This window comes from Amycolatopsis sp. NPDC006131 (genome assembly GCF_040614175.1).
GTDB lineage: Bacteria > Actinomycetota > Actinomycetes > Mycobacteriales > Pseudonocardiaceae > Amycolatopsis_E > Amycolatopsis_E tucumanensis.
This window is the reverse complement of sequence record NZ_JBEXTX010000101.1, coordinates 1-14,827: the sequence shown is the minus strand read 5'-3', so window position 1 is coordinate 14,827 and position 14,827 is coordinate 1. Positions and strand designations below refer to the sequence as shown.

Genomic DNA, 14,827 nt, shown 5'->3' with positions numbered 1-14,827 from the left:
ACATACCTACCGGGTACGACAATCCGCAGTCGGTTCAGGAGACGGACGAAACGACTCCGGCGAGGCGGTCCGCGGCGGCCTGGGCGGTTTCCTGTGACGGCGCCTCGACCATCACCCGCACCAGCTGCTCGGTGCCGGACGGGCGCAGCAGGACGCGGCCCTCGTCGCCCAGCTCGGCCTCCACGGCCTCGACGGCTTCGCGCACGACGTCGGACTTCGCGACCGTCGCCTTGTCCGAGACCCGCACGTTGACCAGCACCTGGGGCAGCTTGCGCATCACGCCGGCCAGCTCGGCCAGCGTCTTGCCGGTCGACGCGACCCGGCTCATCACCCGCAGCGCGGTGAGCAGGCCGTCGCCGGTGGTGGCGAGCGCCGGGAACACCACGTGGCCGGACTGCTCGCCGCCCAGCGCGTACCCGCCCGCGCGCAGCTCCTCCAGCACGTACCGGTCGCCGACGGCCGTGGTGCGCAGGTTGACCCGGTGGTCGCGCATGGCCAGGTGCAGGCCGAGGTTGCTCATCACGGTCGCGACGAGAGTGTCGTGGGTCAGCTCCCCGGCCTCGGCCATCGCGAGCGCCAGGATCGCCATGATCTGGTCGCCGTCCACCAGCTCGCCGGAGGCGTCCACGGCGAGGCAGCGGTCGGCGTCGCCGTCGTGGGCGATGCCCAGGTCGGCGCCGTGCTCGACGACCATCGCCTGGAGCTTCTCGGGGTGGGTCGAGCCGCAGCCCTCGTTGATGTTGATGCCGTCCGGCTCCGCGTGGATGGCGATGACCTCGGCCCCGGCCTTGCGGTAGACCTCGGGCGCGGCGAACGAGGCCGCGCCGTTGGCGCAGTCGACGACGATCCGCAGGCCCGTCAGCGGGTGCGGGGTGGCCGCGAGCAGGTGGTTCGTGTAGCGCTCGAGGGCGTCGTCGACGTCGCTGACCCGGCCGATCTCCGCGCCGGTCGGGCGGGGGCCGTCACCGGTCAGGCCCGCCTCGATCTCGTCCTCGATGCCGTCCGGGAGCTTGTGCCCGCCGGAGGCGAAGAGCTTGATGCCGTTGTCCGGCATGGGGTTGTGCGACGCGGAGATCATCACGCCGAGGTCGGCTTCGAGGGCGCCGACCAGATGGGCGACCGCGGGGGTCGGCTGGACACCCACACGGAGGACGTCCGCGCCCGCCGACGCGAGGCCGGCCACGACGGCGGCCTCCAGCATCTCGCCGCTGGCCCGGGGGTCCCGCCCGACGACCGCGACCGGACGGTGCGAGCGGTCGTGCGCGGCGAGCACACGGGCCGCGCTGGCCGCCACGGACAGCGCCAGCTCCGGGGTCAGCTCCCCGTTGGCGAGGCCTCGAACCCCGTCGGTGCCGAAAAGGCGAGCCATCTCATCCTCTCCTCGAGCGTGCAACCCCGACAACCTAGCGTCCCCCGGTTCGACGGTAACGCTCCCCCGGAGCATCGTCGCCAGGGTGCGTTCCGCTGGAAGAACGCGGTTTTCGCACGTTACATACCCAGCCTGGGTGTCACCTGCACAGGAACGACGAAGGCGCCCACCCGGAACCGGATGGGCGCCTTCGCGTCGGACTGGCGCAGGTCAGCGCTTGCTGTACTGCGGAGCCTTGCGAGCCTTCTTGAGGCCGTACTTCTTGCGCTCGGTCGCACGCGCGTCGCGGGTCAGGAACCCGGCCTTCTTCAGCGCGGGACGGTCGTCGGCGTCGACCTCGACCAGGGCGCGAGCGATCGCGAGGCGCAGCGCGCCCGCCTGGCCCGAGATGCCGCCACCGGTCAGGTTGCCGAAGATGTCGAACGAGTCCGGCTTCTCGACGGTCACCAGGGGCTCGCGGATGAGCTGCTGGTGCACCTTGTTCGGGAAGTACTCCTCCAGGCTGCGCCCGTTGAGCTTGAACTTGCCGGTGCCGGGGACGAGCCGCACGCGGACGACGGCCTCCTTGCGACGGCCGACGGTCTGGGCGGAGCCACCGGCAGCGCGGGACGGCCGCGGCGCGGCCGGCGTCTCGCTGGTCACGACCGCCTCGGTGGCCTCGGGGGCCTCGGTCTCGGTCTCCGTGCTGGTCACAGACACTTCCTCACTCACTTGGCGACCTGCGCGATCTTGGTGATCTCGAACGGCTGCGGCTGCTGCGCAGCGTGCGGGTGCTGCGGGCCTGCGTAGACCTTCAGCTTCTTCGCCTGGGCGCGGCCGAGCTTGTTCTTCGGCAGCATGCCCTTGACGACCTTCTCCAGCAGCCGGTCGGGCCGGGTGTCGAGCAGCTCGCCGAACGAGCGCTTGCGCAGACCGCCCGGGTAGCCGCTGTGCCGGTACGCGAACTTCTGGTCGCGCTTGTTACCGGTCAGGCGGACCTTCTCGGCGTTGACGATGATGACGAAGTCACCGGTGTCCACGTGTGGTGCATACGTGGGCTTGTGCTTGCCGCGCAGCAGCGTGGCGACCTCGGTCGCGAGCCGGCCGAGCACGACATCCTCGGCATCGATCACATGCCAGGCACGGGTGACATCGCCAGGCTTAGGGCTGTACGTGGGCAAGGGTTTACCTCGTGGTCAACGGTGCGTTTGGGGTCGAGTGCGTACCCAGCGCGAACGCTTGCTGCACGCACAACGACATATAAAGATACCCGCCGGGTTCGGCGACCTTGAAGGCGGGGTGTCCCCGGCCTACATACTAGGGTTGCGCGCAGTCGAGAACACGGTTTTCCGCCTGGAGGGGGCCACCGGCGTGTCCGCGCGAACGAGATCCAGCCTACCGAGGTTCACCGCGGTGCTCGCCACCGTGGCCCTGCTCGCCGGGTGCGGCAGCGCCAAGGCGGGGACGCCCGTGCCCGACGGCGAGGACGCCGCCGCCTACGTGAGCGCGAAGTTCGACGAGACGCTCAACAAGCTGTCCGACCAGTTCAGCGCCAACGAGACCCGGAAGACCCGGCTGGACCAGGTGGTGCGCTTCGACGAGCGGCGCCTGAACGCGACGATCAGCGCGGTGCAGCTGGGGCACCCGCCCGCGCGGCTGAGCCGCAACCACTCGAACCTCGACTCGAACGAGTACCTGGACGTCTACCACCCGGCCAACAGCCCGGTCGAGTACATGCTGCTCGGGCCCGTGTACGCCAGCCTCGCGCCGACGCCGTGGGTGCAGATGCCGTACACGTCGGGCCAGTACAACGAGTGCTACTGGGAGGGCGCGCAGACGGTCTGCAAGATGCTCGGCGCCGTGCAGGACTCGGTCGAGGGCGGCCACGGCGCGAAGAGCGCCAACAGCAAGCCCGACGGCAGCGTCGAGCTGATGGCCGAGGTGACCCTGACGGCGTTCATCGAGAACGACGTGGTGACCTTCCCCGCCGCGATCAGCTCCGAGCTGACGGCCGAGATGAAGGCGCAGACGCTGCAGACGCGCGTCGTGCTGGACCCGCGGGGCAAGCTGACCGAGATCGAGATGACGGGCAAGATCACCGGCAACGGGCACGAACTGGAGATCGACTACCACTACCGGCTCGACGGCACGCCGTCCGAGGTCGACCTGCCGAAGATCCCGGACCCGTCGCAGGTCACGGTGCTGGCGGACAGCGCGGCGGTGTCGGATTTCTACGCCCGGATGGACGACATCCAGGGGCAGGGCAGGTGAGTGGCGTGAACCAGCCGCAACAGCCGGGGTGGCAGCCGTGGGGGCAACCGGGACAGCAGAACCCCGCCAGCGGGCCGGTCCCCCAGTCCGGGGGCCAGCAGGGCCCGGCCAGTGGGCCGGTTCCGCAGCAGTGGGGCCAGCAGCCCACTGACCAAGCCGGCGCGGCCGCACCCTGGGGCCAGCCCAGCCAGCAGAATCCCGCCAGCGGGCCGGTGCCCCAGCCGTGGGGGCAACAGCCCGCCGACCAGACCGGCCCGGCGAACGGCCCTGCCGCATCTTGGGGCCAGCCCGGCCAGCAGAATCCCGCCAGCGGGCCGGTGCCCCAACCGTGGGGGCAACAGTCTGCCGACCAGACCGGCCCGGCTACCCCCTGGAGCCAGCCCGGCCAGCACAACCCCACCAGCGGGCCGGTCCCCCAGCCGTGGGGCCAGCAGCCCGCCGAAACCGGCCAGGTACCGCCCGGGCAGAACTGGGGCCAGCAGGGCCCGGCCAGCGGGCCGGTCCCGCAGCAGTGGGGCCAGCAGCCCGCTGACCAAGCGGGCGCGGCCGCACCCTGGAGCCAGCCCGGCCAGCACAACCCCACCAGCGGGCCGGTCCCCCAGCCCTGGAGCCCGCACGAAAGCGGCCAGGTGCCGCCCGGCCAGGGGTGGAACCAGCCCGGCCAGGCGCAGCACCAACCCTCCAGCCCCGCGACCGGCCCCCAGCCCCAGCAGGGCGGGCAGTGGCAGCCGAGCTACGGGGGGTTCGGCGCGTTCGGCGAGCAGAAGCCCAAGCGCTCCAAGAAGCCGTTCCTGATCGGCGCCGCCGTGGTCGTGCTGCTCGCCGGGGGTGGCGTCGGCGCGTGGCTGCTCGGCGCGTTCCAGGGGGACACCCTCGACCGGGCCGCGGTCCAGGACGGCGTCGTCAAGATCCTCCGCGAGGACTTCGGCGAGGGAGACGTCAAGAACGCCCAGTGCCCCGAGGACCAGCCGGTCCGCACGGGCACCACGTTCGAATGCACGGTGACCGTTGCGGGACAACCGAAAAAGGTCACCGTCCGCGTCCTCAACGACCAGGCGCAGTACGAAGTCGGAATGCCGCGCTGACCAACGGAAAAAGGGCCCCGGCGCAAAACGCCGGGGCCCCTTCCGGGAAAAGAACTCAGCCGCCGAACATCTTGGTGATGCCGGTGTCCGTGGACTGGTAGCCGTCCGCGATCTGCGGCAGCGCGGTGGCGATGCGGGCGAGGAGACCCTTCATGTCCTCCAGCGCGCGGTTCCACTCCTCCTGCCGGTCGTGCCACGCCTGCTGCGCGTCACCGGTCCAGCTGTTGGTCAGCGGAGCGAGGTCCGACTTCAACTGGGTGAAGAGGTTCTCCAGCTCGCCGCCGGTCTTGTTGCAGTCCTCGGCCGCCTGGTGGATGGTGGCGTAATCGACCTTCATCGGGCCCGACATGATTGTCCTTTCTGGTCTGGAAGTCAGGTGTGGTGACGGCGCTCAGGCCGCGATCACAGGCCCTCGAGAGCGGCCTGGAGCGAGCTCAGCTGCTGGTTGACTTCCTGGTCCTGCACCTCGTACTGGACACCGGAGGACTTGAGCATCTCGCCGATGTGCTCGAGCGCGTCGTTCAGCTTCGCCGACTTCTGGGCGAACGCGTCCATGACGTCCTGGAACACCTTGGCCGCCGGACCGGTCCAGCCAGCCTGCGTGGCCTCGATGTTGTTGGCCAGCTGCATCAGGTTCTGGTCCATCGCCAGCTTGGCCTCGGACACCTTCAGGTGCGCGGCCGCGAATTCTGCCGGATCCCCTTCAAAGCCGCCTGCCATGAGGAACTACCCCCTTCGTCGTGGTGTTGTCCGTAACGATCCCAACCGCCTACGGACCTACGACGATGACCTTGCCATGGCCGGTTCCGCCTTGTCCCGCCGTTCGCGGAAGTAGTTGCGGGTGTGAATGCCGCGCTCACCCGAACGGGTTTTCACGCGCTGATGTTGAGCGTCCGGATCACCTGCGTGCACGCGGCGTCCACCCGCTGACGCGCGTTTTCGTTCGCATACACGCACCCGACGTTCACCTGGACGTTCCCCTGCGCCAGCGCATACCAGTCGATCGACGCGTTCTGGCCGGGCAGGACCTGGTGGTAGAAGACCACTTTCCGGCCGGCGTAGGTGGCTTCCGGGTTGAACCCGGAGTACTGCGCGGGCGCCGCCTCGATCTGCGACCGCAACTCACTGACGAGCCGGCCGGGATCGGCCGACGCGTCGTAGGACAGCGGGTGCTCCTGGACCGACACCGAGTCGAACTGCTGCTGCGCGTCGTCCGGTTTGATCAGCGTCTCCCGCAGGTCCGGCGAGCCACCGGTCTGCGTCCAGTCCTGCGGCGCGGTGAACTGGTAGTGGTACTGCGCGACGACCTTCCCCGGCGGCGGCTCCGGCTCCCCGTCCGCGGTCAGCACCAACACCAGCCCGGCCACCGCAGCGACGACGAGCACGGCCGCGCCGCCGATGATCCACGGCAGCTTCGGCTTCTTCCGCGACGGCGGCGCGGGAATCCCGCGCGGCGGCGAACCCGGGCCGGAGCCGTGGTGGGCGGGGCGCGGCGGTCCGGGCGGCGGGCGGCGCACGCCCTGCGGCGCCTGGCGCGGCACGGCCGGACCGCTGAACCCGCCGGGCGGTGTCGGCGGCCGGGGCGAGAACCCCGGGCGCGGCGCGTTCGGGTTGCGCACCACCTCGGTGCGCTGGTCGGCGAGCTGCCGGGAAGGCACACGCGGCGGCGGCGCGGCGGGCGCCTTCTGGACCGCGAGCAGCGCGCCACGCGCGACCACCGTCTCCGGCTGGTCCAGAGTGGTCGGAACCACGCCGGTGCGCTCGTGGACCAGCCGCGAGATCATCGGGATCCGGCTCGAACCGCCGACCAGGAAGATCGCGCTGAGCTGCTTCGGGCGCAGCTCGGCCTCCTCGATCGCGGCGCACGTCAGTTCGACGGCGCGGCCCAGCGGCGCGGCGACCAGGCGCTCCAGGTCCTCCCTCGTCACGTGCGCGTCGGCGAACGGCGGCGGCATCGGCACGTCGGTGTAGGCGTGCCGGGACAGCGTTTCCTTGGCGCCGCGGACGTCCTGGCGCAGCACGCGGCGACGGCGCCGGTCGGTCAGCTCACGGCCCTCGACGAGCTGGCGCCACGCGTCCGGGTCGGCCGAGGACACCAGGCTGCCGACGTGCTCCAGCAGCAACTGGTCGACGTCGGCGCCGCCGAAGCTCGGGTCGCCCCGCGTGGCGAGCACCTGGAACCCGCCGCGGTGGCCGGGGACCCGGCTCACCACGCTCACGTCCACCGTGCCGCCGCCGAGGTCGAGCACGGCCAGTGTCGCGCCGGGACGGTTGCTGATCTCGACCGTGCGGTCGGAGTTGATCTCCTCGGGCGCGAAGGTCGCGGCGTGGAACACCGCGGCCGCGACCGGTTCCGGCACGAGCGTGACCTCGCGGGCCAGACCACTCGCGGCCTGGCGCAGCAGCCGGGTGCGGACCGCGCCCCAGTCGGCCGGGTGGGTCAGCACGAGCAGCCCGACCTCGGCGTTGCTGGCGAGGCGGCGCGCCTCGGTGACGGCGCGTTCCAGCACCGCGCGCACGACGTCGGTGACCCGCAGGACGCGGTCGCCGAGCAGCAGCTCGCCCTCGTCGATGCGGCGCTTCGGGTTCGGTTCGTAGCGCGACGGGTCCATCGCCGCCTGCCGGTCGGCCTCCTGCCCGACGAACAGGGTGCCGTCGGCCGCCGCGTACACGGCCGAGGACATGAGCGGCTGCCCGTCGACGACGACCACCTGCGGCGGCCGCCCGTTCAGCGCGGCCACCACGCAGGTGCTCGACGTCCCGAAGTCCACTGCGACGCGCAAGGTCACGACGCGCCCCCGCGAAACGGCACCAGAGCCGCGTCACGGCCCTGGTGCTCCGCTCCGATGTGGACGGTGCTGATCAGTCCGGCTGGATCCACGACACCTGCATCAACTGCTTGCCGACCTTGCGGCTCACCAGGACACCACGACCCGGCGGCATCGCGGACGGCTTGACGTTGCCCAGCAGCTGGCCCTCGTCCTTGCTGCCGTTCATCACGATGCCCGGCGCCGCGATCTCCTTCAGCTTGCCGATGATCGGGTCGTAGGCCGCCCGCGACGCGCCACCCGTGCGGCGCACCACGACCATGTGCAGGCCGACGTCCTTGGCCTGGGCCAGGAACTCCGACAGCGGCTTGAGCGGGTTGGACGTCTGCGTGGCCACCAGGTCGTAGTCGTCGACCACGATGAACAGCTCCGGCCCCTTCCACCAGGACCGGTTGCGCAGCTGCTCCTGCGTGACGTCCGGCCCGGGCAGCCGCCGGGTCATCGACCCCACGATGTCCTTGACCATGCCGTCGAGCTGGTTGGCCGACACCGCGTAGCCGAGCAGGTGGTTGCCCTCGACGAACCCGAGCATCGTGCGCCGGTAGTCCACCAGCACGATGACCGCTTCCTTCGCCGTGTACCGCTCGGTGATCCCGCGCGTGATCTGCCGCAGCAGGTTCGTCTTGCCGGACTCGCCGTCGGCGAAGGCGATGAAGTGCGGGTCGGCGTCGAAGTCCAGGTAGACCGGCGCCAGCTCGTCCTCGTTGATGCCGATCGGGATGAGCTTGGTGTGCCGCTGCTTGTCCATCGACAGCACGTCCTCGTAGGACACCATCTCCGGCAGCAGCCGCACCTGCGGCGCCGGGCGGCCCGGCCAGGCGGCCTTGATCTTCGCGACCGCGTCCGCGACGCCGGCGCCGATCGATTCCGGATCGCTCGACCCGTCGATCCGCGGCAAGCCGATCAGCATGTGCAGCCGGTCGCGGGTCAGGCCGCGGCCGGGACGGCCCTCGGGCACGTTCACCGCGGTCCGGCGGTCGATGTCGGATTCGCTCGGGTCACCGAGCCGCAGCTCGAACCGCGTGCCCAGCATGTCCTTGATGGCCGGGCGGATGTCCGCCCACCGGTTCGCGGAGATGATCACGTGCACGCCGTAGGCCAGACCGCGCTGGGCCAGCGCGGTGATCTGCGGCTCCAGCTCCTCGAAGTCGTCACGCAGGGCGCGCCAGCCGTCGACGATCAGGAACGCGTCGCCGAACGGGTCCTGCTCCGGGGTGATCTCGCCGCGGCGCTTGCGGTTGCGGAAGTCGGCCATCGAGTCGATGCCCAGCTGCCCGAACAGGCCCTCCCGCTCGTTGGCGAGCGCGTTCAGCTCGGCCACGATGCGGCGCGCCTTGTCCGGCTCGCGCCGGGCCACCGCGACACCACCGACGTGCGGCAGGTCGGAGAGGCCGGCGAGCGTGCCACCACCGAGGTCGATGCAGTAGAACTGCGCCTCCTCCGGCGTGTTGGCCAGCGACAGCGACATGATCAGCGTGCGCAGCAGGGTCGACTTGCCCGACTGCGGACCGCCGACGATCACACCGTGACCGGCAGCGCCGGAGAAGTCCGCCCACAGCGGGTCGCGCCGCTGCTCGAACGGCCGGTCGACGATGCCGATCGGCACCTGCAGCTTGCCGTTGCCGAAGAAGCCAACCGGCGACAGACCGCGGTCGTCGGTCGGGTTGAGGTTCGGCAGCAGCGTGTCCAGCGAGTTCGACTCGTCCAGCGGCGGCAGCCACACCTCGTGCGCGGGCGGGCCCTGGCCGATCAGGCGGTCGACGATGACCTCGAGCTCGGTCGGCTCGGTGCCCTCCTCCTGCTGCGGCTGGGGCGCGGCCTCGACGCGCACCGGCTCCGGCTCGGGTTCCGGCGGCAGCTCCACGAAGTCGGGCACGAACAGCTGCGGCCGCTTGTCGGCGCGCACGACGTTGGCCACCGGCCCGGCCGCCTGCATCCCCGCGGGCCGGTACGGACCGGACACGTAGGACGCCTTGAACCGGACCATCGTGGACGTGTCGTACTTCAGGTACCCGGAACCCGGGATCGACGGCAGCTCGAACGCGTCCGGCACGCCGATCGCGGCCCGCGATTCCGCGGCGGAGAACGTCTTCAGACCGATCCGGTAGGACAGGAACGTGTCCAGACCACGCAGCTTGCCCTCCTCCAGCCGCTGCGAGGCGAGCAGCATGTGCATCTGCAGCGACCGGCCGACGCGGCCGATCTGGAGGAAGATGTCGATGAAGTCCGGCTTGGCCGTCAGCATCTCGGAGAACTCGTCGATGCAGATGAACAGCGCGGGCAGCGGGTCGAGGTCGGCGCCGTTCTCACGGGCCTTCTCGTAGTCCCAGACGTTCTTGTAGTTGCCCTTCGCGAGCACTTCCTGGCGCCGCGCGACCTCGCCCGCGATCGCGTCCTTCATGCGGTCGACCAGCGTCAGGTCGCCGGCCAGGTTGGTGATCGTCGCCGCGACGTGCGGGGCCTTGTCCAGGCCGAGGAACGTCGCACCACCCTTGAAGTCGACCAGGATCATGTTCAGCGTCGTGCTGGAGTGCGTGGCCAGCAGGCCGAGCACCAGCGTGCGCAGGAACTCCGACTTACCGGAACCGGTCGCCCCGATGCACAGGCCGTGCGGGCCCATGCCCTCCATCGCGGCTTCCTTGATGTCCAGCTCGACGGCCTGCCCGAACTCGCCGATCCCGAACGGGACGCGGTAGCGGTCGCGCACCGGGCGCGGCCGCCAGGCCTGCTGCACGTCGAACGTCATCGGGTCGCCCGGAATGCCGAGCAGCTCCAGCAGCGTCGGGTTGGACAGCAGCGGCTCGTCCTCGCTCGCCTCCTGCGCGGCGCTGCCGACGCGGTACGGCGCGAGCTTGCGGGCCAGCGCCTCGCACTCGACGACGCTGAGCGTGTCCGGCTTGCCGAACCACTCGATGCCGCCGCCGCTGCGCGCGCCGACGCGTTCCTTCTCCACGACCAGCCGCAGGCCGCGGCGCGCGGCGAGGTTGCCCAGGGAGTCGGACAGGTCGATCAGGGTGACGCCGACCAGGCCTTCTTCGAGGATGATCTGCTCCTCGCGGGTGACCTCCGCGTCGTCCAGCACGATCACGATGTGCGGCTGGTCCGGCGACGGCGTCGCGTTGCGCGAGAACCGCGGCCGGTCACGCAGTTCCGCGTCCAGCCACTGCTCGATCTGCGCGAGCGAACCGGCCATCATGCGCAGCTGGCCGATGCCGTCGGCGAGCTCGGGGTGCTGCACGTGCGGCAGCCACTTCGCCCACTCCCACTCGGCCTTCGCGCGGCCGGTGGTGGCGAACGCGAGCAGCACGTCGTCACAGCTGTGGAAGGTGACCAGCTGGGCCAGCATCGCCCTGGTCAGCCCCCGGGTCAGCTCCTTGTCGCCGCTCAGGCTCACCGCCGCAAACCCGCGCAGGGTGATCTGCGTGGGCAGGTCGGGGACGATCGAGTGGGCGCGCACGAACCGGCGCAGCGCCAGCGTCGCGATCGGCTCCAGCTCGTCGACCGGACCGGTCTGCGGCGGCACCAGGCGCGTGGCCAGCCGGTGCGAGCTGCGCCCGACGCGCAGGTGCAGGAAGTCCTGGTCGTTCTGGCGGCGCTCCCACATGCGGCGGCTCGCGGCCAGCGACCACAGCGCCTGCGGATCCGGGTGCACCCACTCCAGCGACGCGCGCTGCTCGGCCATCGCCTCGCGGGCCCGCTCGCGCATCTGCCCGAGGTACCGCAGGTAGTCCTTGCGGTCCTCGTTCATCTCGGCCTTCTTGGCCCCGCCGCTCTTGCCGCCACCGGCGAACATCCCGCCCATCGACATGAGCATCATCAGCGGGAACATCAGGGTCAGCGGGCTGCGCGCGGCCGCACCGCCGGTGGTGAACATGACCACGACCATGCCCATGGTGGCCACGATCATGACCACCGGCATCATCTTCTGGACGACGTTGCCGGGGATCGTGCGGGGCACCTCGGGTGGCGGTTCGAGGTGGACCTCACCGCCCGGTGGGCGCGGCGCAGCAAGCCTTGGTGACCTCTTGAACTGCAGCGTGCTCACCGAAGGGTCCCCTCTTCAAGTCGTCCTGCTCCTCCAGCGCCCACACGGTAGCGAACAACGACCTCTTCCGAGGCCGAGACCGCCCAACCCGGCACCGATTGCCCGAATCCACCCCCGTGGCGGAGCCAGGTGCAGTAATACTAGGACCGCCCACCGACAGTCCGGAACGATCCGCGGGTGCACGTTGGGCAGGAATTCACGGGCAGCGGCTGCCGCGGACACGGTCGTTCGGTATAAGTAGCCCGCAGCATTCTCTCGGGTAGGGGGCAGGCAAGTGGCAACGGGCACGACGGTATTCAGCAGGGTGACGGTGGTCGCGCCCCGCACCAGGATCGACGTGGCGCTGCCGGCCGACGTCGCGGTCGCCGACCTGATGCCGATGCTGCTCGACATGGCCAGGGAGACCTCGCCGGACGGCGGCGCCCGCCACGGCGGCTGGGCGCTGGCCAAGCTGGGCGACGCGCCGCTCGACCCGAGCCGGACGCTCGCCTCGCTCGGCATCGTCGACGGCGACCTGCTGCAGTTGCGCAAGCGCAACGACAACCCGCCGCCGCCGCTGTACGACGACGTGGTCGACGCGATCGCCGACGCCCAGCCGGACACCTTCCGGCCGTGGACCAAGGAGACCGCGCGGCGCATCGGGCACATCGCGGGCGGCCTGGCGCTGTTCACCGCGGCCCTGGCCCTGTTCTTCGGCGGCCCGCTGTTCGGCGGGAACGGCCTGGCCGCCGCGCTCACCGCGGGTGTCGCCGCGATCGCGTGCCTCGCGGTCGGCGCGACGCTGGCCAAGGCCTACCAGGCCGAGGCGACCGGGGTGGTGATCGCCGCCGCGGGCGGGTTGCCGTTCGCGTTCGTCGCCGGGTTCTACGCCGTGCCTGGACTGACCGTGCGGGCCAACCTGCTGCTGGCCAGCGGGCTGGTGGTGATCCTGGCCGCGGTCGCGATCATGATCATGGGCGCCGGCATCACGACGTTCATCGCCGCCGCCACGGCAGGCGTGATCGGGGTGGTCGCGTTCACCATCGCGACCCTGATCGCGCACCCGGCGGCCGGCATCGCCGCGGGCACCGCGGCCGGCGCGCTCGCGCTGATCTCCCTGCTGCCGCGCGCGACGATCTGGCTGGCCAAGCTGCCGCTGCCGCACGTGCCGGGCACGGCGGAGGAGCTCAAAGAGGACACAACGTTCCCGGACTACGCCGAGATCGAGCGCCGCACGGCCGTCGCCCACAACTACATGACCGGCCTGCTGATCGGGTGCGGCAGCGCGACCGCGATCGCCGCGATCATCACCGCGACCGCGCCCGGCGTGTGGGGCATCCTCACCGCCGCCGTCGCGACGATGGTGCTGCTGCTGCGCGCCCGCTCCTACGCCAACGGCAGCCAGGCCGTCGCGCTGCTGACCACGGGCATCGTGTCCGGTGCCGGCATCCTGATCGGCTGGCTGGGCACGCAGACGCCGATGGGCCGCCTGCTGTGGGTGTTCGGGGCGCTGGTGATCATCGGCGCGGGTTCGCTGGTGGTCGGCGTCGTGTTCCCCAACCAGCGGTTCTCGCCGCCGCTGCGCCGCACCGTCGAGATCTTCGAGGCGATCTGCATCGCCACCGTGCTGCCGCTCGCGCTGGCCGTCATGGACCTGTACGCCACGCTGCGGCACATCTCGTTCGGCTGAGCATGATTCGAGGGGGAACTCGCGTGCGGAGACTCGGTGCGCCCGGCCGGACGGCGACCGTCCTGCTGGCGGCGTCGATCGGCGTGCTGGCGACCGGGACGGCACAGGCGCAGACGGGCGGCACCGGCTCCGACGGGTACTGGGCGGTGCCGCCGCCGTTCGTCGCCAGCTACCTGCCCAGCGACAACGGTGGCCGCAACAGCTTCGACTACCAGCAGAAGAACGCCTGCGTGACGCGCGACCTCGGGCAGAAGGAGGTCGTGCTGCGGGAGAAGCCGTGGGGCCAGCAGTACCTCCAGATCGAGGAGGCCCAGCAGCTCGCCCGCGCCAAGACCGGTTCGGCAGGCGGCGGCATCCGCGTCGCGGTGATCGACACCGGCGTGACCCGGCACCCGTACCTGCCCCGGCTGGAGGGTGGCGGCGACTACGTTTCGGCCGGTGACAACGGCCTGAACGACTGCGACGGCCACGGCACCGAGGTGGCCGGGATCATCGCCGCGCAGACGCCGCAGGACCAGATCGGGTTCACCGGCGTCGCGCCCGACTCGACGATCGTGTCCATCCGGCAGTCCAGCCAGAACTACTCCAAACCGGACTCGGCGGGCGGCACCAGCGGCCAGCAGACCGGTGGACGGCAGCAGAACGACGCGAACGGCGCGGGCACCACGCTGTCGCTGGCGCAGGCGATCGTGCGCGCGGTGAACCTGAACGTCGACGTGATCAACATGTCGGTGGACAACTGCCGCCCCGCGGACGGCTCGATCACCGACGGCGAGCGGGCGATCCAGGCCGCGGTGCGGTACGCGGTGGACCGGAACGTGGTGGTCGTGGCCGCGGCGGGCAACACGTCCGAGACGTGCCCGCAGAACGACCAGGCCGACCCGAACAAGCCCCGGTCGATCGTGACGCCGCCGTGGTTCTCCGACGACGTGCTGTCGGTGGCGGCGATCGACGAGACCGGCGGGGTGGCGCCGTTCAGCGTGCACGGGCCGTGGGTGAGCGTGGCCGCGCCGGGCACGAACATCATCTCGCTGGACCCGTCGAAGGGCTCGTCGCAGCTGGCGAACCAGACGATCGAGAACGACAAAGCGACGCCCATCCAAGGGACGAGCTTCGCGGCGCCGTACGTGGCCGGGGTGGCGGCGCTGGTGGCGGCGCAGTACCCGAACCTGAACGCGCGGCAGATCATGAACCGGATCCGGGTGACCGCGCAGCACCCGGGCGCGCAGGGCGGCCGGGACAACTTCACCGGTTTTGGCGTGGTCAACCCGGTGGCGGCGCTGACGGCGATCGTGCCCGCCGAGGAGGGCCTGGCCGCGGAGGCGGGACGGCAGCTGCCGTCCGGGCTCCCGGAGGCGAACCCGAAGAACTGGACGCCGATGATCGTGGCGCTGGCCGGCACCGGCGGGGGTTTGGTGGTCCTGCTGGTCGTCATGTTCGTGATGAGGACCATCCGCCGCACACGCTGAGCGCGATCTTTGAACAAAACCCGAGCTGGGTGGTCATCCCGTCGCCTGACACGCAACGATCACCTTGAGCCAGGGCCGCAACCCAGGCCGCCAACCGGCAGCCGAACATGCC

11 protein-coding genes are annotated in these 14,827 nt (G+C 71.0%); 4 read left to right on the top strand and 7 right to left on the bottom strand.

Translation table 11 applies throughout. From position 1 onward, the window contains the following. Positions 1-34 precede the first annotated feature (34 nt). The 3 genes from glmM to rplM form a co-directional block, all read right to left on the bottom strand. Entirely contained in the window at positions 35-1,369 is a 1,335-nt protein-coding gene (glmM, locus tag ABZ215_RS34655) for a phosphoglucosamine mutase (protein WP_354954548.1), read from the bottom strand. A gap of 210 nt (positions 1,370-1,579) precedes the next feature. Continuing rightward, positions 1,580-2,062 (bottom strand): 30S ribosomal protein S9, encoded by a 483-nt coding sequence (gene rpsI / locus ABZ215_RS34650; RefSeq protein ID WP_017986651.1) that lies wholly within the window; start codon positions 2,060-2,062, stop codon positions 1,580-1,582. A gap of 14 nt (positions 2,063-2,076) precedes the next feature. Continuing rightward, positions 2,077-2,529, bottom strand: coding sequence for a 50S ribosomal protein L13 (gene rplM / locus ABZ215_RS34645; RefSeq protein WP_020420002.1), 453 nt, complete (start codon positions 2,527-2,529; stop codon positions 2,077-2,079). Positions 2,530-2,761: 232 nt separating this feature from the next. On the opposite strand from rplM, the gene ABZ215_RS34640 reads away from it, so the two are divergent. Then, positions 2,762-3,619: a hypothetical protein gene (locus tag ABZ215_RS34640; RefSeq protein WP_020420001.1), complete on the top strand. Its 858-nt coding sequence runs from the start codon at positions 2,762-2,764 to the stop codon at positions 3,617-3,619. Positions 3,620-3,936: 317 nt separating this feature from the next. After that, a complete protein-coding gene (locus ABZ215_RS34635; protein WP_354954546.1) occupies positions 3,937-4,704 on the top strand; it encodes a DUF4333 domain-containing protein in 768 nt (255 codons plus the stop codon). Positions 4,705-4,759: 55 nt separating this feature from the next. Here the strand turns inward: ABZ215_RS34635 and ABZ215_RS34630 are convergent, their stop codons facing one another. From ABZ215_RS34630 to eccCa, 4 genes are all read right to left on the bottom strand, one after another. Then, positions 4,760-5,053: a WXG100 family type VII secretion target gene (locus ABZ215_RS34630; RefSeq protein ID WP_027936162.1), complete on the bottom strand. Its 294-nt coding sequence runs from the start codon at positions 5,051-5,053 to the stop codon at positions 4,760-4,762. 53 nt (positions 5,054-5,106) lie between these two features. After that, the gene (locus ABZ215_RS34625) at positions 5,107-5,424 is read right to left on the bottom strand and encodes a WXG100 family type VII secretion target (protein WP_017986646.1); all 318 of its coding nucleotides are present in this window, start codon (positions 5,422-5,424) and stop codon (positions 5,107-5,109) included. 152 nt (positions 5,425-5,576) lie between these two features. Continuing rightward, on the bottom strand, positions 5,577-7,493 hold the full coding sequence (locus ABZ215_RS34620; RefSeq protein ID WP_237339591.1) for a type VII secretion-associated protein: 1,917 nt from the start codon (positions 7,491-7,493) through the stop codon (positions 5,577-5,579). Positions 7,494-7,566: 73 nt separating this feature from the next. Next, positions 7,567-11,577 (bottom strand): type VII secretion protein EccCa, encoded by a 4,011-nt coding sequence (gene eccCa, locus ABZ215_RS34615; RefSeq protein WP_237339590.1) that lies wholly within the window; start codon positions 11,575-11,577, stop codon positions 7,567-7,569. A 304-nt stretch (positions 11,578-11,881) separates the two neighbouring features. On the opposite strand from eccCa, the gene eccD reads away from it, so the two are divergent. Both eccD and mycP read left to right on the top strand, forming a co-directional pair. Continuing rightward, complete coding sequence (eccD, locus tag ABZ215_RS34610; RefSeq protein WP_020417579.1) at positions 11,882-13,246, top strand: type VII secretion integral membrane protein EccD; 1,365 nt, start codon at positions 11,882-11,884, stop codon at positions 13,244-13,246. Between the two features lie 23 nt (positions 13,247-13,269). After that, positions 13,270-14,715 carry a type VII secretion-associated serine protease mycosin gene (gene mycP, locus ABZ215_RS34605; RefSeq protein ID WP_354711956.1) on the top strand — a complete coding sequence of 482 codons (1,446 nt, stop codon included), beginning with the start codon at positions 13,270-13,272 and terminating at the stop codon, positions 14,713-14,715. Positions 14,716-14,827 lie beyond the last annotated feature (112 nt).